Here is a 21,151-nt window from a genome sequence, read left to right as displayed (position 1 = left end):
ACCTCGTTTAATTTTTCCCATTGTAGTAAAATATAGAAGTTCATATTTCACAATGGATTATTTAAAATTAAATGGAGGAAAAAAGCATGCCTTTAGCAGAAAATTTAGGTCATGTCATCGAACTAACCGTAACGAGAGAATCAGAATTTGGCTATTTCTTAACAGATGGTACAGAAGATGTATTGATGCATAAAAATGAAGCAAGCAAAACTTACAGCCTTGATGAAGCGGTCAATGTGTTTCTTTATACAGATTCACATGGGCGAATCGCCGCAACTGATACGATTCCACTTGTGACTGTTGGAAAATATGAGTGGGTGAAGGTTGCGGATGTAAAGCCTGGCTTAGGGGTATTTTTAGATATTGGTACCCAAAAGGAACTGTTGCTTGGGGAAGAAGATTTACCTGCGCATAAAGCAGTCTGGCCAACAGTTGGTGATTTATTGTATGTAACGATTCGCGTCAACAAAAACCAACGCCTCTATGCGAAACTTGCTACCGATCCAATTATGGAGGAAAAAGCGGTAGAAGCCACTGAGAAAGATTTTAACAAAAATGTTCATGGCTATATATATCGAACAGCGAAGGTTGGTAGCTGGTTGTTCACGGCTGAAGGATACAAGGGATTCATCCATGAATCACAGCGCCCGAATGAGCCGCGTCTTGGTGAAAAAGTCGAGGGGCGCGTCATTGATGTCAAAGTGGACGGTACGATCAATGTGTCTATGCTTGCAAGAAAGCAGGATGTGCAAGACGTTGATGCTGATAAAATTTATCAGTACTTGTTAACACGAAATGGGGCGATGCCTTATGGTGACAAGAGCTTACCTGAGGATATTACGGAACGCTTCAACATGAGCAAAGCCGCCTTTAAACGTGCGCTTGGGAAATTAATGAAAGAGGGCAAGGTCTATCAGGAAGACCGCTGGACTTATATTAAGAAAGAAGAGGGCGACTCCAATTAAGGAGTGCCCTCTTTTTCTATGCGCCTTGCGCTTTTCTTATAGGTGATCAGTCTTTTTAGAATACGACCGTTCTCCGGCTTTGCGATTTTTTTCGCGCATCATATTCTTTTCGTGCCTCAATGCATTATTGTCCTGGGCCTTTTTGTCATTATCAGATGTACGCGGCATTTTCCATTCTCCTTTCAAAAATAACTACAGTTTATTGTTTGTCAGATGAGAAAGGAGTATGTAAATGGCGTTAAGATGGAATCTTATTTAAAAAGAAGATAGCGATCGTTCCAGGACCGGTGTGAGCTCCTATAGCTGAACCTATGTCGGTGACAACAATCTGTTTTGGATGAAATGTATCTTCAATCATCGCTTTAATGTCTTGAAGGGTATCATCGCTTTCAGCATGGCTGATGCCGATAATTTGAGTCTCGAGCTGGTCGCCACGCTCCTTCATTAATTCAATCAAGCGGCTTAACACTTTTTTCTTGCCACGAAGCTTTTCAATTGGAACAAGCTTGCCTTCTTCCATATGGATTAAAGGTTTAATGTTTAAAAGACCACCTAAAAATGCTGATGCCTTTGATAATCGACCGCCACGGGCTAAGTAGTCTAAATCGTGGACCGAGACAAGACTTTCCATATGATGGCTAAAGAATTCAACTTGATTTACAAGTTCTTCTTTTGGGACGCCTGCGTTCACCAGGCGGACGGCCTCCATGACGACTAAACCATGTCCCAATGACGCACAAGTTGAGTCGATGACGGTTAGCTTAAAATCAGGATAATCTTCTTTCACTTGATTAAGAATCATTGAGGCGGTTGAGTATGTACCGGAAAGCCCAGAAGAGAATGCGATATACACGCCATCTTGATTGTTTTTTGCCATTTCCGTAAATAGATCCTCAAAAACATTTGGTGGAACTTGAGCTGTTTTCGGAATTTTCCCTTCTCGAATGGCCTGATATATTTTACTAGGTTCGATTTCAATTAAATCATCATATTCCTTATCATCAAGTTGGACCTTTAATGATAGTAGAATAACATTATTTTCTTTAAAGTAGCTTAATGGTAAATCTGCTCCACTATCCGTGATAATTGTTAATGCCATTTGTTTCACCTGCTTTTGCGAAATATTTATTTTAAGTGTATCGGTTCCTTGAAAAAAATACAATCTTTCACTATGTGTTCACTATAATGTTGGGGGTCTTAGAATGGTCATAACGGAAATAAGAAAAATCATTGCTGTATTAATCGGAGCTGTATTAAATGCAATGGCTTTAAATTTGTTTTTGATTCCTGCCAATGTATATTCGAGCGGATTTAGTGGAGCAGCTCAATTAGTCTCAAAGATTGTTACGGATTATACACCGTTTACTTTGTCTACAGGGGTATTATATTTCCTTTTTAATATACCGGTAACAATCATCGCCTGGAAGAAGGTCGGTAAGTCGTTTACTATTTATAGTTTTATTAGTGTGTTATTAATGTCTTTATTTCTAGGAATCGTCCCAGTTAAGGAAGTATCTGACGACATTCTGTTGAATGCCGTTTTTGGTAGTGTGATTTCTGCTGTAGGTGTTGGTTTTACGTTAAAATGGGGCGCGTCAACCGGTGGAATGGATATTGTTGCGATGCTTTTATCGAGAATGAAGGATCGACCGGTCGGCACTTACATTTTTGCGTTAAATTCTTTCATCATATTATCAGCAGGGTTATTGTTCGGCTGGGAGAAGGCGCTTTATACGCTTGTTACATTGTATGTCTCGACTAGGGTAATTGATGCCATCCATACTCGTCATGTGAAATTAACAGCCATGATCATTACAAAAAAACCGGAGGAACTCAAGAAGGCGATTCATGCCAAATTGGTACGCGGGATTACCTCAATCAATGTTAAAGGGGGCTTTACCAATGAGCCCAAGGAAATGTTGATGACGGTAATAACGAGGTACGAGTTGTATGATTTGGAACGAATTATTAAGGAAGTTGATCCCGGAGCATTCACAAATATCATCCAAACAACCGGAATATTTGGCTTCTTCAGGAAGGACTAAATGAACAAGGCTGATTTCCTAATAAAATCAGCCTTGTTCCGACTTACATCCTAATGTAGATTCTCAAGCTCGCTTTGCAGTTGGCTAAGTTGATGTTGTTCGGCTACGGTCGAATTGGCATAGGCCGATACTAAAGCATTTTTTGCTCGATCGATTGCCAGTTGCTTTTCATCATCAGACGCCTGCTTTGCCAAGTTCACAAACTTTCGGGCTTCTTGGAATAGTGGATTACCCATCTTATAATCCCCCGAAAGTTGTAGTGTGATCATTGGACATCTTACGGGCCTCTGCCTCAGCATAGGTCGTATGATAAGGAAGGCGCTCATCATGTTTCATGACCGTCGTTGCACCTTGTGTTACAAAGCGTCGAGATTTATTCCGTTTACCCATCTACAATCCCTCCAACTGAGCTTGATTTTAAAGCAAGAAAGAAAGTAAGTAAGTAAGTAACTCTCTTGCTTCATTCATAGTATCTCCGTATCAAAGGGATTTACAAAGGTAAGAGTTGGTTTGTCATGTAATTGTCAAAATTAACCTATAGAGCGTTAAGATTCAAATACTCATTTAAATAAACGGCGACGCCATCCTCTTCATTTGTCAGGGTAACGTCATTAGCGATTGCTTTCACATGATCGATGCCGTTGCCCATTGCAATTCCTTTTCCAGCAAAATCAAGCATCTCTAGATCATTGTCCTCATCACCAAAGGCAATTACTCTTTCTCTTGGAATGTTGTAATAATCGCAAGCACGTTTTAAACCAACTGCTTTATTTAAGCCGCTTTTAATGATTTCGATAACATGCCAAGGGGCCGTCCAACTTCGATGGTCGACAACTTCCGCATGAACTTCTGAAAGGTGCTCACGAATTTTAGGCAAATGCTCCTCATTAGTGTGAATGAGCATGCTCGTCGGGGCATCTGGAAGGAATTTCAATAAGTCGCCACTCGTCACATTTGGTTTTCCAAGCTGAAAGATCTCGATTAATTTTTCATCATGATAATGTAAATAAACGTCATCTCTGATTTCGGCGATAATATTATGAAAAGAGTATGAGTCAAGTGCTTCGATGATTTCCTTCGTAACTCTCATATCAAGGGGGGAATGGTAAATGCCCCATTGGTCGTTGTGCGGATGATGAATAAATGCACCATTAAAGTTTACAATAGGTGTATCTAAATTTAATTCACGATAATACATTTCACTGGAGCGGTAAGGCCTGCCTGTCGCAATCATTACAATGTGCCCATGCTCACGTGCTCTATGGATGACTGCCTTAGTTTTATCTGATATTCGTTTATCATCAGTTAATAACGTCCCATCAAGGTCTAATGCAATAAGGTGTTTATTCGTCATAGATTCCCCTTCTCTATTTTTAGTATTAACCTCTTTAAGTTTAAACGAGGATGTTCACCTGAGTGTTAACGATGTGTAAAGCTTGGGAAAATATTGCTAACATGGTAAACTAATTTTATGTTTTTTATAAAAGAAAATGCAAATAGATTGACCAAAACTTTTCGATATTTGTGAAGGAGTGATATAGATGGATGAAGCGTTAAAAGAAAATATTATGGGTGCATTAGAATTAGTCATCGACCCTGAACTAGGAATTGATATCGTAAACCTCGGACTGGTATATGGTGTAGATATGGACGAAAATGGTAAAACAACAGTGACCATGACCTTAACGGCAATGGGCTGTCCACTTGCAGGTGTAATAGTTGATCAAGTGAAAACGGCTTTAGCTGATATTTCAGAAGTAAAAGAAACTGAGGTGAATATTGTCTTTAATCCACCTTGGACCAAGGATAAAATGTCACGATATGCCAAAATTGCGCTAGGAGTACGTGATTAATCATGAACAATAAAGTCATTCTAGTTAGCTCTAACCAGCTTGGAAAAGGAGATCAGGAGCTTGGTGAAGGAATTTTGGAGACATTTTTTACGCTTTTAAAGCAACGTGAGGATTTGCCAACTGCCATCTTTTTAATGAATAGTGGTGTGCTGACATTAACTGAGCAATCATTAGTCTCCGTTCATCTTAAAGAGCTTGAGGCGAAGGGTGTTGACATCCTCGCCTGTAAAACCTGTGTCGATTATTATCAAGTTGAAGAGCAACTTATTGCTGGTAAAATTAGCGGCATGCCGACATTTATTGACCTCGCTGCTACACACGAAGTGATCACGATTTCTTAATAGCTTACTTAAAAAACTCCTGCCAAGTAGGAGTTTTTTTATTGAAAAAAACATAAATTAATTCCATTTATTGTATAATCACTTTATGTTGAAAAATTGCTAAAATATTCACATTCTTTTTAATAATCTAAGGTGCAGTTATGTATGGTAAAGATAACAGAGAAGAAATTAGGTGAGAGGTGAAAAAGATGAGTATACTGACTGTTCGTGATTTGCAGAAAAGCTTTGGAGATTTTCAAGCTGTCAAAAAGGTTTCCTTTTCAGTTGAAAAGGGTGAGGCCTTTGGATTATTAGGTCCGAATGGAGCGGGAAAATCAACAATCATCAATATGATTACGGGTTTATTTTCACCAACATCAGGAAGCATTTACTTAAACGAGATCGATGTAAAGAAAAACCCAAAGCAGGCACAAAAATCGATTGGAGTAGTACCACAGGACATCGCATTGTATCAGGATATGACGGCAAGGGAGAATTTAAAGTTTTGGGGCAGGATGTACGGTTTATCAGGGAAAGCATTACATAATAGTGTTGAGGAAGTTCTGGGAATTATTGGGCTAACTGAGAGGGCGAAGGACAAGGTTAATACTTTCTCGGGTGGAATGAAGCGACGTGTTAACATTGGTGCAGCAATTCTCCATAAGCCGGAACTGCTCATCATGGATGAACCAACAGTCGGAATTGATCCGCAGTCAAGAAATCATATTTTAGAAACAATTAAAACCTTGAATAGTCAGGGAATGACGATCATTTATACGAGCCATTACATGGAGGAAGTTGAGTACCTGTGCCAACGCATTGGAATTATTGACCATGGCGAGCTGATTACGTGCGGGACGATGCCGGAGCTACGCGAAACAATTGGTGACCGTTCGCGTATTAACCTTACCTATGAAGGTGATCTGCCAAACATAGATCAAATGCGTCAGGAATTATCACCTTTGTTCGCTGAAAAGGATATTAGTATTTTTGACCATCAATTAACTGTGTTTCATAAGGAGCCGCAATTAGTGTTAACGGATTTTATCAAAGTGGCTACCGGTACAGGTGCAAAGATCACTTCGGTTGATATTGTTGAGCCCAACCTTGAAAGCGTCTTTTTGCATTTGACTGGCCGCAGTCTGAGAGATTAGGGGGGAGGATCATGAGTTTTTTCTGGCTGGCAGTAAAGGATTTACTGCTTACATGTCGTGATAAAAAAGCCTTTTTAACACTTATCGCAATGCCTCTCTTACTTATTGCTATTTTAGGTGCAGCATTCGGAAATGTTTTTCAAGAGGAAGAGGGAAATGTAACGATTGAAAAATTTACACTTGGAATTGTTAACGAGGATGTCGGTGAACTTGGAAAGGTATTAAGTGATGATGTGTTCGCAAAAGCATTATCCGAGCAAGTTCGCGTCAAAAATTTGGATGAGAAAGATCTCAAAGAACAAATTGAAACTCGCAAGCTTAAAGTTGGCATCGTCATCCCGAGCGATTTTTCAGAAACGGTTTTGGCAGGAAAAGAGGCTGACATCAAATTAATATCCATCCCTAATCCTGGCATTAAAGCTACAATTGTTCAAAGTGTGTTAGAGCAGTTTACCCAGTCTGTTGCAGTTGAAGCAGAGCTAACAAAAATAGCAACGGAGCAAGCACTAAAGTCAGGAATGACGTTGGAACAATTTCAAGCTAGTAAAAGCAGTGGCAAGCAGCAAGCAGTTGATAAAGAGGAGTACGAAAAATTAATAGCAGAGAAAACGGTTAAAGCTGATAGCAATCCAGTTGGGGCATTTCAATATTATGCAGCCGCCATGGGCGTGATGTTTTTATTGATTACTGTTACAGATGGCGTTTCTGCGATGATACAAGAGAAGGAACAGGAAGTCTATAAGCGTCTCCTAGTATCCAAGCTAAGCTTTGCTAATTATTTAACAGGTAAAATGCTGGGGCTGATTGTGATCAGTTTAATTCAATCCTTTGTCATCATTCTTGGTACAACTCTCTTGTTTGATGTTGCATGGGGAGATTCATTGCTTGGAATCATTACAAATACGGTTGCTTTCGTTATCAGTGCTTGTGGTCTTGGTGTGCTCGTGGGCTCTTTTATTAAAAAAGAAAAAACCTTCAGCGTCGCGGCCATGCTTGGCACACAAATAATGGCGGCATTAGGTGGAAGTATGGCGCCGTTATATATTTTCCCTGATTGGGCTGTGTGGGCCGGAAAAATGTTGCCAAATGGTCTAGCATTGCAAACATATTTGGATTTAATGTCTGGTGCATCCTTTCTGGAGATCCTACCAGAGGCGTCAGTAAGTTTGGGCCTAGGTCTCGTATTTTTTACACTAGGCTTAATTCGCCTTTCAATCGAGAGGAGGGGCAGTTATGCATAGAATTTTGGCAATTCTCATGCTCCATTTAAAGGAATTTGCTAAGTCGCCCGCATCTTGGGTACTGATGATCCTTATGCCAGTTGTTTTTAGTTTTATTTTTGGCGGAATGGCGATGAACTCGGAAACCGCAAAACCAGTAGTAAATATTGTTGCCAATGATGATGTTGTTTCGACTGAAGTGGTTAAATTGCTAAAGCAAAATGACCAATACCAGTGGGAGATGGTGACAGAAACGAAAGCGAAGAATAATGTGCTCGAACAAGAAGCGATTGCGGCGGTGGTGATTCCTGCCAACCTTAAACAACGATTAGCAGATCGAAACGCGTTATTTGATACCATCCTTCAGCGAAAAAGTGAACAATACATGGGGCTGGAACCATTTATCAATGGCACTGCCCAATTGCTGGTCCGCACTTATCAGGTAACAGGTGAGATAAAAAGTGAGGATTTTGCTAAGGTGTTATCAGCAATAAATAGCACTGCAAAAATCAATGTAGAGAAGAAAATTCTTCAGAAAAATGATGAGACAAAAGATGCTGTCAATTTAATGTTTGTAGGCTTTGCGATTATGTTTATGATGTTCGGTTTGACTGGAGCAGCTTCAACGATTCTTGACGAAAAGCTAGGGGGAACCTGGGCGCGTTTATTCATATCCCCGGCAACGAAGCTTGAAATCAGTGTAGGCTATTTAGTTTCCTATTTTTTGATGGGCTGGATTCAATTTGCCGTGTTGATGCTCGCAATGAATTTAATGTTTGATATCAAATGGAGTCATTTGGAATATTTAATTCCATTTGCATCGCTCGTTATTTTATGTGTCGTTGGCTTCGGCTTAATGATTGCCGGTTTAGTAAAAACGAAACAGCAAGCGATGGCATTAAGTGCAGTGGTAATTACCAGTACTTGTATGCTTGGCGGTGTGTATTGGTCGCTTGATTTAGTTCCAGAATTTATGAAGAAAATTTCACTCGCTGTTCCACAAAGCTGGGCAATGGCAGGTTTTGAAGAAATTATCAGCGGGAGTCTTCATACCGGTACACTTATAACAGATACGCTAGTTTTGTTTGGGTTTAGCATCGTATTTTTCTCAATAGGTTTACGCCTAATAAAATATGATTGATTATAGGTTGTGACAGAAAAAAGACGTGTTTTTCGCCTTTATAACAATTTCCCTTCACCATTGTGACGAACTTCACTTTTATGAAACCAGAAGTGACTTATAATACATTTACAAGCTGGTTGAATTGGAAAATAGGAGGCGAATCAAAATGGTGTTTAATCGAGATTTTAATCGCGATCCATTTATCGTCATTTGGGAATTAACAAGAGCATGTCAGCTAAACTGTCTGCATTGTCGTGCAGAGGCTCAATATAAACGTGATCCAAGAGAGCTAACATTTGAAGAAGGTAAAGTATTAATCGACCAAATAAAAGAATTAAATAATCCTATGCTTGTTTTTACTGGTGGAGACCCGTTAGAACGCGAGGATGTATTTGATATTGCCAAATATGCAGTAGATAAAGGTGTTCGTGTATCGATGACACCAAGTGCAACACCAAATGTGACAAAGGAAGCAATCCAGAAAGCAAAAGAGGTCGGCTTGTCACGTTGGGCATTTAGTTTGGATGGACCAACGGCAGAAATACACGATCATTTCCGTGGTACAAACGGGTCCTTTGCCTTAACAATGGAGCGAATTAAGTATTTGCATGAATTGGAAATTCCAATTCAAATTAATACGGTTATTTCCCGTTATAACATCGATCATTTAGAAGAGATGGCTAAGCTAGTAGAAGAACTTGATTGCGTATTATGGAGTGTTTTCTTTCTTGTTCCAACTGGGCGCGGTCAAACTTCTGATATGATTTCGCCGGTCCAACACGAACAGGTATTTACGTGGCTTTATAAGTTAAGCAAGCGTGTTCCGTTTGATATTAAAACGACAGCAGGTCAGCACTACCGCCGCGTTGTGATTCAACAAAAGAAACGCGAAGCGAAAGAACAGCCAACTGAAATCCAATATTTAGATGCTTTAACTCAACAAGGATTAACGGGTTCAATTGACGGATTAGGACGTGCACCAAAAGGTGTTAATGATGGAAACGGGTTTATCTTTATTTCACATATTGGTGATGTTTACCCGAGCGGATTATTACCAATCAAGGTTGGTAATGTTAGAGAACAGACACTTGGAGAAATCTATCGCGAATCGCCAGTATTAAAAGCGTTAAGAGATCCTGATCAATATAAAGGTAAATGTGGTGTTTGTGAGTTCCGCCACGTTTGTGGTGGCTCACGCTCTCGTGCTTATGCAATGACGGGCGACTATTTAGAAAGTGAACCATTCTGTGTTTATGTTCCGAAAGCGCTTCGTAAAAAAGAAGAAACTGTACCTGTGCAACAATGAAAAGAAAGGGGCTGACCTTGAAAAAAAGTCAGCCTCTTTCATTAGTGAATTATTCGATGCTGCAATAAACTGCTGGGCAATTTTCACAGCCGATTTCATCCTTTAAATATTGGAGATTATGGACGAAAATTTTGCCTTTTTTTATCGAGATAACTTTTTCGCGTTTTAGCTCATTTAAGATCCTGTTAGTGCTTTCGCGTGATGTGCCACAGAAATTAGCAAGCTCCTGATTGGTTAATGGTAAATCAATAAGAATTCCATCAGGCTGTTCTATTCCATAGCTATTGGTCATACGAATAAGTGTGGAAAATAAGGCTCCTCTTTTTCCATTTAAAACGAGGTCCCGGAACTTTGTTTGCGTTTTGCGGAAGTGGTCACTCATCCATTTCATGAACTCAAATGCTAATGAAGGGTTTTGAAAGATTTCTTTTTCGAGAACATCTTTGCGGATTGCCGCGACTTCACCCTCTTCAATCACAAGTCCACTAAGTAAATACTTAGGAGCATCAGTGAACAAGGTTAATTCGCCACATAAATCGTTCGCACTGCAAATTCGTAATGCTAATTCGCGCCCATCAGCGGTAATTTTGCTTATTTGGACTTTTCCAGATAGAACGAGATAAAGTTCTTCCGCAGTCGTTCCTTCCTGAAACAAGTATGCCCCTTTTTTTGTATGAATAATTCGATCGGTAAATCGTAGCAGTTCCTTAATCTCTATTGGTTTTGTTGCTTTGAGTGTATCAGGCATTGTCATCACCCTTTAATTAATATCATTCCCAAATAACATCATCGATATTTCTCCTAATTCTAACACCGATGTGGTGTTATTGAAAGATAATGAAATAACGATTATTAGCCATTCATCCATCATTTTTGGGAAAATTCACAGAAACGACAAAAACTAAGAAAACATGACGTTTTTGCTGAACTTGTCGAAGTTTAATTGTGAATAAGCGTTGTGTGGTATGTACGAAAAGATAATTTTGTGAGATAATTAACAGTCAAAGAACCGTTTTCACTATTACAATATTTATAAGGACTTCTATATATATATGGAGTTGAACTATATGACTAATCAACAGGTAAGAGACCAGTTAGATCGTCCGCTTCGGGATATTCGCATATCAGTTATCGATAGATGTAATTTTCGATGCCAGTATTGTATGCCGGCTGAACTTTTTGGACCGGATTTTGCTTTTTTACCAAGATCAGAATTGCTCTCCTACGAAGAAATACATCGGCTTGCCAGTATATTTATCGGGTTAGGTGTTGAGAAAATCCGACTTACAGGCGGTGAACCGCTGATGCGGAAGGATTTGCCAGTTCTTGTTCAAATGTTGTCTAATATTCAAGGTCTGAAGGACATAGCTCTTACCACTAATGGAGTCATGCTGCCAAAGTATGCCGAAAAGCTTAAGGCAGCAGGTCTAAAACGGGTTAATATTAGCTTAGACAGCTTAAGTGATGAGTTATTTGGTCAAATCAATGGTCGTAATGTTGGAGTTGGTCCTGTCCTTAAGGGAATCGAATCAGCCCAAAAGGCGGGTCTAGGCGTCAAGATTAATATGGTCGTGAAAAAGGGACTAAATGATTCGGAAATTATTCCAATGGCTAAATTCTGTAAAGAGAATGGCCTCGAGCTTCGTTATATTGAATTTATGGATGTCGGAAGCACAAATGGTTGGAAAATGGATGATGTTGTCACGAAAAAGGAAATTTATGAAATGTTAAAAGAGCATTTTGAATTTGAACCTGTCGAGGCAGCCTATTATGGCGAAGTAGCAAAGCGTTACCGTTATAAAGGGACAAATGTTGATGTCGGCTTTATCACCTCTGTTTCCGAATCCTTCTGTTCAACCTGTACGAGAGCAAGATTGTCAGCTAACGGACAAATCTTCACGTGTCTCTTCAACGGGAACGGCCATGATATAAAAGATTTTATGCGCAGTGGCGTATCTGATAAAGAGATTGAGAAACGCATTACAGAAATTTGGAACCATCGTCAGGATCGTTATTCAGATGAGCGAACTGAAGAAACAAGAAAAGCACGCAAGAAAATTGAAATGTCCTATATCGGCGGATAATAAGAAAAGCGGAAGCGGCTGTCGCTTCCGCTTTTCTTATTTATTTTCATAAGACAAAACAACCCTCAACGAGTGAGGGTTGTTTTGAATTCGGTAATATTGGCAATTCTTTAATAGTATCTAGGGAATAGAATATTGTTTTCAAGATGAACGTGCATAAATGTTTCGGATTCAAGCATTTCTAAACGCTTGTATACTAAGCGGTATGTGCCACAAGCATCGATTGGTGGAACATAGTCGGAAGTGATATCGCGTAATTCAAATAAAATCGCGCCAGCTGCATCATGCTCTTTTTCAAGCTCTTTCAGTTCAGCGATCATCGCATCACGCTCAGCGCCTTCAACCTGATCCAACTTTAACAGTGTCGGGAATATTGTTGCTTCTTCCTTAGCTGTATGCTCAAGCAATTCCTTCTTTAATGAGAAAAATAAATCATGAAGTCTTAGTAATTCGGGATGAGAGTCCCCGTGAACCTTTGCAACCTTCGTCACATAAGGACTAAGCATGGTTAATTCTTCTTCTAATGGGCGGTGGTATTTTTCAATAATGTGGTTAACTAAAGTCTCGGAATCAGTGCTGGTCCAAACTTCCATATCAACCGGCTCACCGCTATTCTTTTCATACACTTGTGTTAGTTCTTCCATTAATTTATCTGTATCAATATTTCTTTCTGCAGCTGCTTCACGAACTGGACGGTTTCCACCACAACAGAAATCGATTCGATAACTTTTAAAAAGGTCGGCTGCCTTTGGAACCTCGTTAACAATATCTCTCACTAATGAATCAACATTAAATGGCATTGTAGTTGTCATGAATCTTCCTCCTTGATATCCCTTTGTTTTATCTTCCTCTTTAGAATATAAAAAATGACCAAGGTGCTAGGTGATATAAATCACACGTAAAAGGTGTTTTTACTAACTTGCCAATTTCAGCCGATTATTATGACAAGGAAAAAAAGACAAAAATCTGTGATAAAATGCATGTTATATCCATTTTTATTATGCTTATAATGTAATGACGTATAGTGAAAAATAAGAATTATTTCATACATAAGGAATAGTGTGTACACAATGAGGAGTTGACCGCAATGTTAGATAGACGAAAACCCATTCCAATCGCTGATGCAGTGCAGCATGTGATGAACCATAAGCGAGCTGGACAAACAGAGTTTGTTTCAATTTTTGAAAGCCATAACCGTTATTTAGCGGAGGATCTTGTGGCGACAAGTGACGTGCCTCATTTCGATCGCGCTCCATACGATGGCTTTGCGATTCGCTCAATTGACTCGAAGGAAGCTTCACTTAATTTCCCAGTCGAATTTGAAATTGTTGACCATATCGGTGCTGGCCAGGTTTCAAAGAAGGAAGTTGGACCATTTCAAGCTGTTCGGATTATGACAGGTGCGCAAATGCCAGAAGGTACTGATGCCGTTGTGATGCTTGAACTTGCCAAAGATATTGATAAAGATGGAGATAAATTTATGTCCATCAAACGCTCATATAAAAAAGGAGACAATGTTTCTTTTACAGGAGAAGATGCCAAAAAAGGTGAGGTTCTCGTTAAAAAAGGTACATTAATTAACCCTGGAATTCAGGCAATGTTAGCGACATTTGGCTACGCCAAGGTGCCGGTCGCTAAAAAACCGCTTGTTGGCTTGTTCGCTACAGGAACTGAATTACTTGAGGTCGATGAAGAACTTGTGCCAGGTAAAATCCGAAACAGTAACTCGTATATGATTTCGGCACAAATTGATCGAGCTGGGGCTGAGGTCGTTTATTTTGGTAAACTTCCAGACGAATTTGATACCTGCTACGATGCGGTTATTGGGGCATTGGATAAGGTTGATATGCTCATCACTACTGGAGGCGTGTCGGTCGGTGATTTTGATTTTATGCCGGCTATTTATGAAAAGATGGGTGCTGAAGTTTTATTTAATAAAGTGGCAATGCGTCCAGGAAGTGTGACAACAGTTGCCCAGTCCAAAGGGAAACTACTATTTGGGTTGTCAGGAAATCCGTCTGCGTGCTATGTTGGTTTCGAATTATTCGCACGACCAATTATTCGCACAATGCTTTGTTCGGAAAAACCGCATCTGCGAAAAGAATCAGCGATATTAGAGGTTGATTTCCCTAAAGCTAACCCGTTTACAAGATTTGTACGCAGTGCAACCACCGTTAGAAACGGCGGGCTAGTTGCAGCACCAAGCGGCTTGGATAAATCCAATATTGTTATGAGTCTGGCTGGTGCGAATTCGTTGATGATTTTACCAGGTGGAACAAGGGGCTATGAAGCTGGTACTGAAGTGGAAGTATTATTACTCGAGGACACAACGGGGAGCGCATGGCCGTGGTAGATGGCGTCAAGCAGCCGGTCATTTTCCAGCTCGCAGGCTATTCAAATAGCGGGAAAACGACGCTACTGAATAAATTAATCTCATTACTTAGCGAATACTCAGAGAGAGTAGTGACCTTAAAGCATCATGGACATGGTGGTAGGCCTGATTTGTTGCAAAATAAAGATTCGAGTCAGCATCTTGCATCAGGTGCAATGGCTTCGCTTGTAGAAGGGGATGGTCGAATCCTTCTTCAAGCAGAGAAACAAAGCTGGACACTAGCAGAACAAATACAACTGATCGCTCCACTTCAGCCAGATTTTATATTGATCGAAGGGCACAAAGAGGAGAACTACCCGAAAGCGGTGTTGATTCGAAAACCACAGGACATTGAGCTGTTGACAAAGCTTTCGAATATTGTTGTTGTGTATTGCTGGGATAAAGGATTGGTAAGTGCCGACCCACTTTTTGGCGTTCCAGTTTTCCAGATAGATGATAAAGCGGGGCTTTGGTGGTTAAAGGAATTTCTTTATGGAATGAAGAATACAACTAGATAACTTAAATATTACAAAATGAAGGCAAAGTGCTATACTTGCCTTCATTTTTCATTTGGTTGTGACGAGGTTCACTTATGGATAGAAGGGATTCTCCTATAGTTAAAGTAGTAAGAGAAACAAAGGAGTGATTCGCATGCAATTATTTTTACCAAAACAGCATGGTGCTTGGGCGATGCTTATTATACCATTTTGGCTTGGCGTAGCCGCTTCAGGCTTCCAATGGCAGCACATTCCCTTCTTTTTTGGCTGGTTATTCCTTTATTTAGCAACTTATCCGTTGCTTTTATTATTTAAAAAGAAAAAGATTCCGTTTTATACAAAGTGGGCTGTGATTTATTTCATCCCTGCAGTTCTACTGTTATTTATTGTGTTAATTACTAGACCATCCATCATATATTTTGGACTCATTATGATTCCGTTCTTTTTCATTAATGCTTATTTTTCTAGTAAAAATAATGATCGTGCCTTCTTAAACGATGTTAGTGCCATTTTGACCTTTTCAATTGCCGGGCTTGCGAGCAGCTATTTTTACAATGGTAGTATTAATGAAAACACGATTTTGATTTTTATTGCTTCTATCCTATTCTTTACAGGTAGTACTTTCTACGTAAAAACGATGATTCGTGAGAAGAAGAATCAGCAGTTTAAGTGGGTTTCATGGGGGTACCATGTGATTGTGCCAATGATTTGGGCTGTGCTTGGCGAATGGGTCGTTGCCATCGCGTTTATTCCAAGCCTAGCTCGAGCGATTTATATGTATGGCAAACCGTATTCAGCTAAGCAAGTTGGGATTTATGAAATCGTAAACGCAGCCATCTTTTTCCTACTCATAGTCGCTGCAATTTTCCTATAAAATACAAGATAAGGAGCTAGCCTTGAAGGTTAGCTCCTTATTTACGAGAAAACCCCCAGCGAGGTTAACAATCTTCGCTGGGGGTTTTTTGCAGTATGCTCTATGAGATATTACATATTTCGATGGGACAGTTCTCGCAATCGATTTCTCGTTTGATATAATATAGATTGTGGATGGTAATCATTCCCTTATTGGCAGAAATGATTTTGTTTTTTCTTAGCTCACTTAAAAACCGATTCACTACTTCACGAGAGGTACCGCAAAAATTTGCCAATTCTTGATTGGTAAGATTAATATTTAAGTGAATACCATCGTCTGTTTTGACACCATAACTATTAGCAAGGCGAATCAGGGTTGAATACAAGGCGCCCTTTTTCCCATTTAAAATTAGATCCCGAAACTTTGTCTGCGTTTTTTGTTGTTGAAGGCTCATCCATTTAACAAATTCAAGGGCAAGGATGTGATTGGTGGATAATTTACTTTCTAATTGCTGTTTAGTAATGACAGCAACTTCACCACCGTTGATGACTTTTCCGGTTACCATATATCTTTGTGTAGAATTAAATATGGATAGCTCCCCGATAATATCACCTTGTTCGCACATTCTAAGGGTAAGCTCACGTCCATCTGGGACGATTTTACTCACTTGAACAGTACCGCTATGAACGATAAATAATTCGTTAGCGGGTGCATCCTCCTGAAATAAAAATGTCCCTTTTTCGATTTTTTGTATATGTTGAATTGATTGAAACAATTCTGTAAGACCTTTGGAGAGTCCAGTCATTGTACTCATACTCATTACCACCTTTTTGTGCGAATCGCACAGTTAATATGTTCAATTGGCAGCAACTAGAACATCTATATAAAATTCAATACATTAGGTTCGTGATGTGATGAAAAAATAAATATAAGTTAATTAAGGTATTGAATTATTTCACTATAATTATAGTAGAAACTATACCAATCAATCAATGAGTTTGCTTGCGTGTTCACATATTATTTAAAAACATATTGATTTTATTTTTCTAAATTTTTATAATTATAGAATCATGAATTTATAATTATAAGATAAAATGATTAAATATACATTTTTGTGATTATAGGGGGAGCAAAATGAACGTATCTATTATAGGAACGACAGGATATGGCGGTGGCGAACTGTTTCGACTTTTGCATCATCATCCCGTATTCAATATACAATCTGTTCATACTACACGCGATGAAATTCCTTTAGCTAAGGAATTTCCGCACTTACATGGTATCTCAGACATTCATCTTGAAAAAATTAATCCTGAAAAGATCGCCAAACATTCAGATATTGTTTTTTTGGCAACACCACACGGAGTATCTTCGAAGCTTGTTCCGGAATTTTTGGAAACAGGCATTCAAATCGTAGATTTATCAGGTGATTTACGGTTGAAGGACGGCAACGTCTACCGTGAATGGTACAAACATGAGCCTGCTGGAGCGGGAATTTTGGAAAAGGCAGTATACGGACTACCTGAATGGAATAAAGCGAAAATTGCTGAAGCCAAGCTATTATCGAATCCAGGCTGCTATCCTACAGCAACGTTGCTAGGTTTAGCTCCAGTCATTCAAGAAAACCTGGTTGATCCGACAATGATTATCGTAGATGCAAAATCAGGAGCATCAGGAGCTGGGCGAACCGCTGCGAAGAACTTGAGTTTTGCGGAAATTAATGAGAACTTGCGTATATACAAAGTGAATCAGCATCAGCACATCCCAGAAGTTGAACAACAACTGCGGTTTTGGAATGGTGCCGTTGAGCCAATCAGTTTTAATACCCATTTATTACCGATTACACGAGGAATCATGGCAACTATGTATTTAAAGCTTACAAAATCAGTAAGTACTGAGGACATCATTGCTTTATATAATGAAAAATATCAAGATCAACCATTCGTGAAAATTCGTCCTGTTGGCAACTTCCCTGAAATCAAAGAAGTGAGCGGGTCAAATTTCTGTGATATCGGCGTTCATGTTGATGAAAGAACAGGTCGTTTAACAATTGTTTCAGTAATTGATAACTTAATCAAAGGTGCAGCAGGTCAGGCGATTCAAAACGCAAACATTATGAACGGTTTAGATGAGCGTACAGGATTAGACTTTGTCCCTTTGTTTCCTTAAGGAGGAAGAACGGATGCAAACATTATCCGCAGTAGATAAAATCAAAACAGTTGAAAATGGTGGTATTTTAACTCCGCTTGGGTTTCAAACTGGAGCAGTTGCAGCTGGGATTCGCTATACAAAACTTGATTTAGGGGTTATTTTAAGCGAAAAGCCCGCAAGTAGTGCAGCTGTTTATACAACAAATTTATTTCAAGCAGCGCCCATTAAGGTAACGCAAGAGAGCATTGCTGAAGAAGGTCAGCTTCAGGCAGTTGTTGTCAACAGTGGTTGTGCCAATGCCTGCACTGGTAAACAAGGCTATGAGGATGCTGTGAAAATGCGCAACTTAACCGCTAAGAAGTTTGGTTTGAAGGAGACACAAGTTGCTGTAGCTTCTACAGGTGTTATTGGCGAATGTTTACCAATGGAAAGAATCGAAGCTGGGATTTTAGCGTTATCACTTGGAAAATTAGCTTCTGATGGTGATAGCTTTCAGACAGCCATTTTAACAACCGATTTAGTGATGAAAACATGCTGTTATTCAGCAGAAATAGATGGTAAAACCGTAAGCATGGGTGGTACTTCAAAGGGGTCAGGAATGATTCATCCGAATATGGCGACGATGCTAGCCTTCTTAACAACAGACGCCAATATTTCGTCAGAAAATCTTTCACTAGCCTTAAAACAAGTTACTGATCAAACCTTTAATCAAATTACGGTTGATGGTGATACCTCAACCAATGATATGGTCCTTGTAATGGCTAATGGAATGGCTGAAAATAACCCATTAACACCGGATCATCAAGACTGGGAAACCTTTGTTGAATTATTAAGAGCAAGCTGTGAGAGTTTGGCAAAGCAAATTGCCAAAGACGGCGAAGGAGCTACAAAGCTAGTAGAAGTTGAAGTGAAAGGTGCTATCAATGATTCAGAAGCACGCTGGGTTGCTAAGCAAATTGTTGGTTCAAGCCTTGTTAAAACAGCTGTATACGGTGCTGATGCCAACTGGGGTAGAATTATTGGCGCGATCGGACAAAGTAAAGCAAGTCTTGACCCTAACACGGTCGATGTGGCGATTGGACCAATCAAGATGCTGCAAAACAGCGAGCCACAGAAGTTTTCAGAGGAACAAGCGCTAGACTATTTAAAACAGGACTTTATTCAAATTTTCGTAGATCTTCATTACGGAGAAGGCTATGGAAAGGCATGGGGCTGTGATTTGTCCTACGATTATGTCAAAATCAATGCCAGCTATCGTTCGTAACGTTAGGGGAGAGAGAAATGAAGATTGTTGTCATAAAACTAGGCGGAAGCGTGATAGATGAACTAGCTTCAGGATTTTACCAAAGCCTTAATGAACTGCAAAATCAAGGCTATAAGCTCGTGTTTGTACACGGCGGAGGCCCAGATATCAATGAAATGCTCGCGTTATATAATGTAAAGCCTGAGTTTGTGAACGGATTGAGAAAAACAGGGCTTGATACGTTGAAGGTTGTAGAAATGACGTTAGCAGGTCAAACAAACCGCAAATTAGTGTCGCTACTTTCAAGTCATAACTTTAATGCCATTGGTATAAATGGCAGTGACGGAAAGCTGTTAAACGCTGAATTCATTAACCAGGAAGAGCTTGGTTATGTTGGTGAAATTACTGAAGTGAATACAAATTTACTTCAGTTGTTAATTGCGCAAAATTACATTCCGGTTGTAACGCCAATCGGTATTTCTAAAGACTGCGCTAAGCTGAATATTAATGCCGATTATGCAGCTGCGGCTGTAGCTAAGGCATTAAACGCTGAGCAATGCCTATTTGTAACCAATGTCGATGGCGTTTTAATTGAAGGTAAATTGGCCGAATGCCTAACCGCATCTGAAATTAACACATATATTGAGAATGGGGAAATTAGCGGAGGAATGATTCCAAAAGTTCAATCAGCGTTAGCTACGGTTGAAAAGGGCGTTGATTCTGTGATGATTGTCTCCGGAAAAAATCCGTTTTATCAAAATGAAAAATGGCACGGCACTAGTGTGACTAAAAAGGAGCCGATGATTAAATGAGCAATTTATTTCAAACCTATGGCCGTTGGGAAATTGAACCAGCCTCTGCCCAAGGGAGCTGGATGATCGATATTAATGGAAAAAAATATTTAGATTTTACGTCAGGAATCGGCGTTTGCAATATTGGCCACAGACCGGAAAAAGTTCAACAGGCTGTGCTTGAGCAAATCAATCAATACTGGCATGTTTCAAATTTATTTACAAACTCCAAGCAGGAAGAAGCTGCAACAAAACTAGCAGAGGCGGCTGGGATGGACCGAGTATTCTTTGCAAACAGTGGCGCCGAGGCAAATGAAGGAGCTATCAAACTTGCAAGAAAGGCGACTGGCCGAACAAAAATTATTACCTTCTTAAATTCATTCCATGGTCGTACATTTGCAACGATGTCTGCTACTGGTCAAGATAAAATCAAGCATGGATTTGGACCAATGCTCGAAAAATTTGTATATGTTCCGTATAACGATCTCGACGCGGTTAAAGCTGCGATCGGCGATGATGTTGCAGCAGTCATGCTCGAGGTGATACAAGGTGAAGGTGGAATCCATGTTGGAGACCAAGAATTCTTTCATGGAGTAGAAGCGCTTTGTAAAGAAAATGGTGCATTATTTGTTATCGATGAAATTCAAACAGGAATAGGTCGAACAGGTAAACCATTTGCGTTCCAACATTTCGGCTTAACGCCGGATATTGTCACATCTGCTAAAGGTTTGGGAAGTGGTTTTCCAATCGGAGCTGTAATCGGCAGAGAAAATCTTAGTGAATATTTTGGACCGGGTAGTCACGGTTCTACATTCGGTGGAAACCCTGTGTCAATTGCTGCAGCAATTGCAACAATGACTGAAATCTTTAACAGCGGGCTTTTAGAAAACGTTCAAGAAAAAGGTAAATATTTAACAAGCCAATTACAAACTCATTTACAGGATGTTTCTTTTGTAAAAGAGGTACGTGGCCTTGGCCTCATGATTGGGATTGAGTGTGACCTGGCTGTAGCACCGCTGTTAAGCGAGCTTCGCAATCAAGGCTTAATCCTCTTGCAGGCGGGCGAAAAAGTAATTCGTTTATTACCTCCATTAACGGTTACTACTGCGGAAATCGATGAAGCTGTAAAAACCATTGCAACAGTTCTTAAAAAAAGTGATGTAGTGAAAGCATAA

Annotated in this window: 24 protein-coding genes; 16 read left to right on the top strand and 8 right to left on the bottom strand. The window is 39.7% G+C overall.

Annotated features, from left to right (window positions below; genetic code table 11):
• Positions 1-86 precede the first annotated feature (86 nt).
• The gene (locus HHO41_RS11065; protein WP_169098498.1) at positions 87-965 is read left to right on the top strand and encodes a CvfB family protein; all 879 of its coding nucleotides are present in this window, start codon (positions 87-89) and stop codon (positions 963-965) included.
• A gap of 36 nt (positions 966-1,001) precedes the next feature.
• Here the strand turns inward: HHO41_RS11065 and HHO41_RS11060 are convergent, their stop codons facing one another.
• Entirely contained in the window at positions 1,002-1,133 is a 132-nt protein-coding gene (locus HHO41_RS11060; RefSeq protein ID WP_169098496.1) for a DUF3941 domain-containing protein, read from the bottom strand.
• A gap of 70 nt (positions 1,134-1,203) precedes the next feature.
• Positions 1,204-2,064: a DegV family protein gene (locus HHO41_RS11055; RefSeq protein ID WP_169098494.1), complete on the bottom strand. Its 861-nt coding sequence runs from the start codon at positions 2,062-2,064 to the stop codon at positions 1,204-1,206.
• A 103-nt stretch (positions 2,065-2,167) separates the two neighbouring features.
• Between HHO41_RS11055 and HHO41_RS11050 the strand changes: the two genes are divergently transcribed.
• Entirely contained in the window at positions 2,168-3,010 is an 843-nt protein-coding gene (locus tag HHO41_RS11050; RefSeq protein WP_169098492.1) for a YitT family protein, read from the top strand.
• Positions 3,011-3,060: 50 nt separating this feature from the next.
• Here HHO41_RS11050 and HHO41_RS11045 read toward each other — a convergent pair whose 3' ends face one another.
• From HHO41_RS11045 to HHO41_RS11035, 3 genes are all read right to left on the bottom strand, one after another.
• Positions 3,061-3,246 (bottom strand): DUF3813 domain-containing protein, encoded by a 186-nt coding sequence (locus HHO41_RS11045; RefSeq protein ID WP_169098490.1) that lies wholly within the window; start codon positions 3,244-3,246, stop codon positions 3,061-3,063.
• Position 3,247: 1 nt separating this feature from the next.
• Positions 3,248-3,400 carry a hypothetical protein gene (locus tag HHO41_RS11040; RefSeq protein WP_169098488.1) on the bottom strand — a complete coding sequence of 51 codons (153 nt, stop codon included), beginning with the start codon at positions 3,398-3,400 and terminating at the stop codon, positions 3,248-3,250.
• 145 nt (positions 3,401-3,545) lie between these two features.
• The gene (locus tag HHO41_RS11035; protein ID WP_169098486.1) at positions 3,546-4,364 is read right to left on the bottom strand and encodes a Cof-type HAD-IIB family hydrolase; all 819 of its coding nucleotides are present in this window, start codon (positions 4,362-4,364) and stop codon (positions 3,546-3,548) included.
• Positions 4,365-4,551: 187 nt separating this feature from the next.
• Here HHO41_RS11035 and HHO41_RS11030 point away from each other — a divergent pair, with 187 nt between their 5' ends.
• The 6 genes from HHO41_RS11030 to HHO41_RS11005 all read left to right on the top strand — a co-directional run bounded on the left by HHO41_RS11030 (position 4,552) and on the right by HHO41_RS11005 (position 9,986).
• Positions 4,552-4,863, top strand: coding sequence for a metal-sulfur cluster assembly factor (locus HHO41_RS11030; protein WP_169098484.1), 312 nt, complete (start codon positions 4,552-4,554; stop codon positions 4,861-4,863).
• A gap of 2 nt (positions 4,864-4,865) precedes the next feature.
• The gene (locus tag HHO41_RS11025; RefSeq protein WP_169098482.1) at positions 4,866-5,204 is read left to right on the top strand and encodes a DsrE family protein; all 339 of its coding nucleotides are present in this window, start codon (positions 4,866-4,868) and stop codon (positions 5,202-5,204) included.
• Positions 5,205-5,398: 194 nt separating this feature from the next.
• Positions 5,399-6,337 (top strand): ATP-binding cassette domain-containing protein, encoded by a 939-nt coding sequence (locus HHO41_RS11020; RefSeq protein WP_169098654.1) that lies wholly within the window; start codon positions 5,399-5,401, stop codon positions 6,335-6,337.
• Positions 6,338-6,348: 11 nt separating this feature from the next.
• Entirely contained in the window at positions 6,349-7,578 is a 1,230-nt protein-coding gene (locus HHO41_RS11015) for an ABC transporter permease (RefSeq protein ID WP_169098480.1), read from the top strand.
• Positions 7,571-8,698, top strand: a complete 1,128-nt coding sequence (locus HHO41_RS11010) for an ABC transporter permease (protein ID WP_169098478.1) — start codon at positions 7,571-7,573, stop codon at positions 8,696-8,698. Before HHO41_RS11015 ends, HHO41_RS11010 begins: the two co-directional genes overlap by 8 nt.
• A gap of 148 nt (positions 8,699-8,846) precedes the next feature.
• Positions 8,847-9,986, top strand: coding sequence for a TIGR04053 family radical SAM/SPASM domain-containing protein (locus HHO41_RS11005; RefSeq protein WP_169098476.1), 1,140 nt, complete (start codon positions 8,847-8,849; stop codon positions 9,984-9,986).
• A 49-nt stretch (positions 9,987-10,035) separates the two neighbouring features.
• Here HHO41_RS11005 and HHO41_RS11000 read toward each other — a convergent pair whose 3' ends face one another.
• Positions 10,036-10,734 carry a Crp/Fnr family transcriptional regulator gene (locus HHO41_RS11000; protein ID WP_169098474.1) on the bottom strand — a complete coding sequence of 233 codons (699 nt, stop codon included), beginning with the start codon at positions 10,732-10,734 and terminating at the stop codon, positions 10,036-10,038.
• A gap of 319 nt (positions 10,735-11,053) precedes the next feature.
• On the opposite strand from HHO41_RS11000, the gene moaA reads away from it, so the two are divergent.
• A complete protein-coding gene (gene moaA, locus HHO41_RS10995) occupies positions 11,054-12,070 on the top strand; it encodes a GTP 3',8-cyclase MoaA (protein WP_169098472.1) in 1,017 nt (338 codons plus the stop codon).
• Positions 12,071-12,180: 110 nt separating this feature from the next.
• Here the strand turns inward: moaA and ric are convergent, their stop codons facing one another.
• Positions 12,181-12,882 carry an iron-sulfur cluster repair di-iron protein gene (gene ric, locus HHO41_RS10990; protein ID WP_169098470.1) on the bottom strand — a complete coding sequence of 234 codons (702 nt, stop codon included), beginning with the start codon at positions 12,880-12,882 and terminating at the stop codon, positions 12,181-12,183.
• A gap of 275 nt (positions 12,883-13,157) precedes the next feature.
• Here ric and HHO41_RS10985 point away from each other — a divergent pair, with 275 nt between their 5' ends.
• The 3 genes from HHO41_RS10985 (at position 13,158) to HHO41_RS10975 (ending at position 15,812) form a co-directional block, all read left to right on the top strand.
• Positions 13,158-14,423 (top strand): molybdopterin molybdotransferase MoeA, encoded by a 1,266-nt coding sequence (locus HHO41_RS10985; RefSeq protein ID WP_169098468.1) that lies wholly within the window; start codon positions 13,158-13,160, stop codon positions 14,421-14,423.
• A complete protein-coding gene (gene mobB / locus HHO41_RS10980) occupies positions 14,411-14,959 on the top strand; it encodes a molybdopterin-guanine dinucleotide biosynthesis protein B (RefSeq protein WP_169098466.1) in 549 nt (182 codons plus the stop codon). The genes HHO41_RS10985 and mobB overlap by 13 nt, the downstream gene beginning before the upstream one ends.
• A 133-nt stretch (positions 14,960-15,092) precedes the next feature.
• On the top strand, positions 15,093-15,812 hold the full coding sequence (locus tag HHO41_RS10975) for a YwiC-like family protein (protein WP_169098464.1): 720 nt from the start codon (positions 15,093-15,095) through the stop codon (positions 15,810-15,812).
• Positions 15,813-15,912: 100 nt separating this feature from the next.
• Here HHO41_RS10975 and HHO41_RS10970 read toward each other — a convergent pair whose 3' ends face one another.
• Complete coding sequence (locus HHO41_RS10970) at positions 15,913-16,605, bottom strand: Crp/Fnr family transcriptional regulator (RefSeq protein WP_169098462.1); 693 nt, start codon at positions 16,603-16,605, stop codon at positions 15,913-15,915.
• Between the two features lie 320 nt (positions 16,606-16,925).
• Between HHO41_RS10970 and argC the strand changes: the two genes are divergently transcribed.
• The 4 genes from argC to HHO41_RS10950 are packed head-to-tail and all read left to right on the top strand — an operon-like array spanning position 16,926 to position 21,151.
• On the top strand, positions 16,926-17,960 hold the full coding sequence (argC, locus tag HHO41_RS10965) for an N-acetyl-gamma-glutamyl-phosphate reductase (protein ID WP_169098460.1): 1,035 nt from the start codon (positions 16,926-16,928) through the stop codon (positions 17,958-17,960).
• A gap of 13 nt (positions 17,961-17,973) precedes the next feature.
• Complete coding sequence (gene argJ, locus HHO41_RS10960; RefSeq protein ID WP_169098458.1) at positions 17,974-19,206, top strand: bifunctional ornithine acetyltransferase/N-acetylglutamate synthase; 1,233 nt, start codon at positions 17,974-17,976, stop codon at positions 19,204-19,206.
• A 17-nt stretch (positions 19,207-19,223) separates the two neighbouring features.
• Complete coding sequence (gene argB, locus HHO41_RS10955; RefSeq protein WP_169098456.1) at positions 19,224-19,997, top strand: acetylglutamate kinase; 774 nt, start codon at positions 19,224-19,226, stop codon at positions 19,995-19,997.
• The gene (locus tag HHO41_RS10950) at positions 19,994-21,151 is read left to right on the top strand and encodes an acetylornithine transaminase (RefSeq protein ID WP_169098454.1); all 1,158 of its coding nucleotides are present in this window, start codon (positions 19,994-19,996) and stop codon (positions 21,149-21,151) included. Before argB ends, HHO41_RS10950 begins: the two co-directional genes overlap by 4 nt.

Source organism: Bacillus sp. DNRA2 (genome assembly GCF_012843265.1).
Lineage (GTDB): Bacteria > Bacillota > Bacilli > Bacillales > Cytobacillaceae > Bacillus_BU.
This window is presented reverse-complemented; position numbering and strand designations above follow the sequence as displayed.

Bases quoted from the DNA above. Each gene is read 5' to 3' on its own strand.
- HHO41_RS11065 (WP_169098498.1), top strand. From the start codon at position 87: ATGCCTTTAGCAGAAAATTTAGGTCATGTCATCGAACTAACCGTAACG.
- argC (WP_169098460.1), top strand. From the start codon at position 16,926: ATGAACGTATCTATTATAGGAACGACAGGATATGGCGGTGGCGAACTG.
- HHO41_RS10985 (WP_169098468.1), top strand. From the start codon at position 13,158: ATGTTAGATAGACGAAAACCCATTCCAATCGCTGATGCAGTGCAGCAT.
- HHO41_RS11025 (WP_169098482.1), top strand. From the start codon at position 4,866: ATGAACAATAAAGTCATTCTAGTTAGCTCTAACCAGCTTGGAAAAGGA.
- mobB (WP_169098466.1), top strand. From the start codon at position 14,411: ATGGCCGTGGTAGATGGCGTCAAGCAGCCGGTCATTTTCCAGCTCGCA.
- HHO41_RS10950 (WP_169098454.1), top strand. From the start codon at position 19,994: ATGAGCAATTTATTTCAAACCTATGGCCGTTGGGAAATTGAACCAGCC.
- HHO41_RS10975 (WP_169098464.1), top strand. From the start codon at position 15,093: ATGCAATTATTTTTACCAAAACAGCATGGTGCTTGGGCGATGCTTATT.
- HHO41_RS10970 (WP_169098462.1), bottom strand. From the start codon at position 16,605: ATGAGTACAATGACTGGACTCTCCAAAGGTCTTACAGAATTGTTTCAA.
- HHO41_RS11010 (WP_169098478.1), top strand. From the start codon at position 7,571: ATGCATAGAATTTTGGCAATTCTCATGCTCCATTTAAAGGAATTTGCT.
- argJ (WP_169098458.1), top strand. From the start codon at position 17,974: ATGCAAACATTATCCGCAGTAGATAAAATCAAAACAGTTGAAAATGGT.
- ric (WP_169098470.1), bottom strand. From the start codon at position 12,882: ATGACAACTACAATGCCATTTAATGTTGATTCATTAGTGAGAGATATT.
- HHO41_RS11055 (WP_169098494.1), bottom strand. From the start codon at position 2,064: ATGGCATTAACAATTATCACGGATAGTGGAGCAGATTTACCATTAAGC.
- argB (WP_169098456.1), top strand. From the start codon at position 19,224: ATGAAGATTGTTGTCATAAAACTAGGCGGAAGCGTGATAGATGAACTA.
- HHO41_RS11005 (WP_169098476.1), top strand. From the start codon at position 8,847: ATGGTGTTTAATCGAGATTTTAATCGCGATCCATTTATCGTCATTTGG.
- HHO41_RS11030 (WP_169098484.1), top strand. From the start codon at position 4,552: ATGGATGAAGCGTTAAAAGAAAATATTATGGGTGCATTAGAATTAGTC.
- HHO41_RS11060 (WP_169098496.1), bottom strand. From the start codon at position 1,133: ATGCCGCGTACATCTGATAATGACAAAAAGGCCCAGGACAATAATGCA.
- HHO41_RS11015 (WP_169098480.1), top strand. From the start codon at position 6,349: ATGAGTTTTTTCTGGCTGGCAGTAAAGGATTTACTGCTTACATGTCGT.
- HHO41_RS11045 (WP_169098490.1), bottom strand. From the start codon at position 3,246: ATGGGTAATCCACTATTCCAAGAAGCCCGAAAGTTTGTGAACTTGGCA.
- HHO41_RS11050 (WP_169098492.1), top strand. From the start codon at position 2,168: ATGGTCATAACGGAAATAAGAAAAATCATTGCTGTATTAATCGGAGCT.
- HHO41_RS11040 (WP_169098488.1), bottom strand. From the start codon at position 3,400: ATGGGTAAACGGAATAAATCTCGACGCTTTGTAACACAAGGTGCAACG.
- HHO41_RS11035 (WP_169098486.1), bottom strand. From the start codon at position 4,364: ATGACGAATAAACACCTTATTGCATTAGACCTTGATGGGACGTTATTA.
- moaA (WP_169098472.1), top strand. From the start codon at position 11,054: ATGACTAATCAACAGGTAAGAGACCAGTTAGATCGTCCGCTTCGGGAT.
- HHO41_RS11000 (WP_169098474.1), bottom strand. From the start codon at position 10,734: ATGCCTGATACACTCAAAGCAACAAAACCAATAGAGATTAAGGAACTG.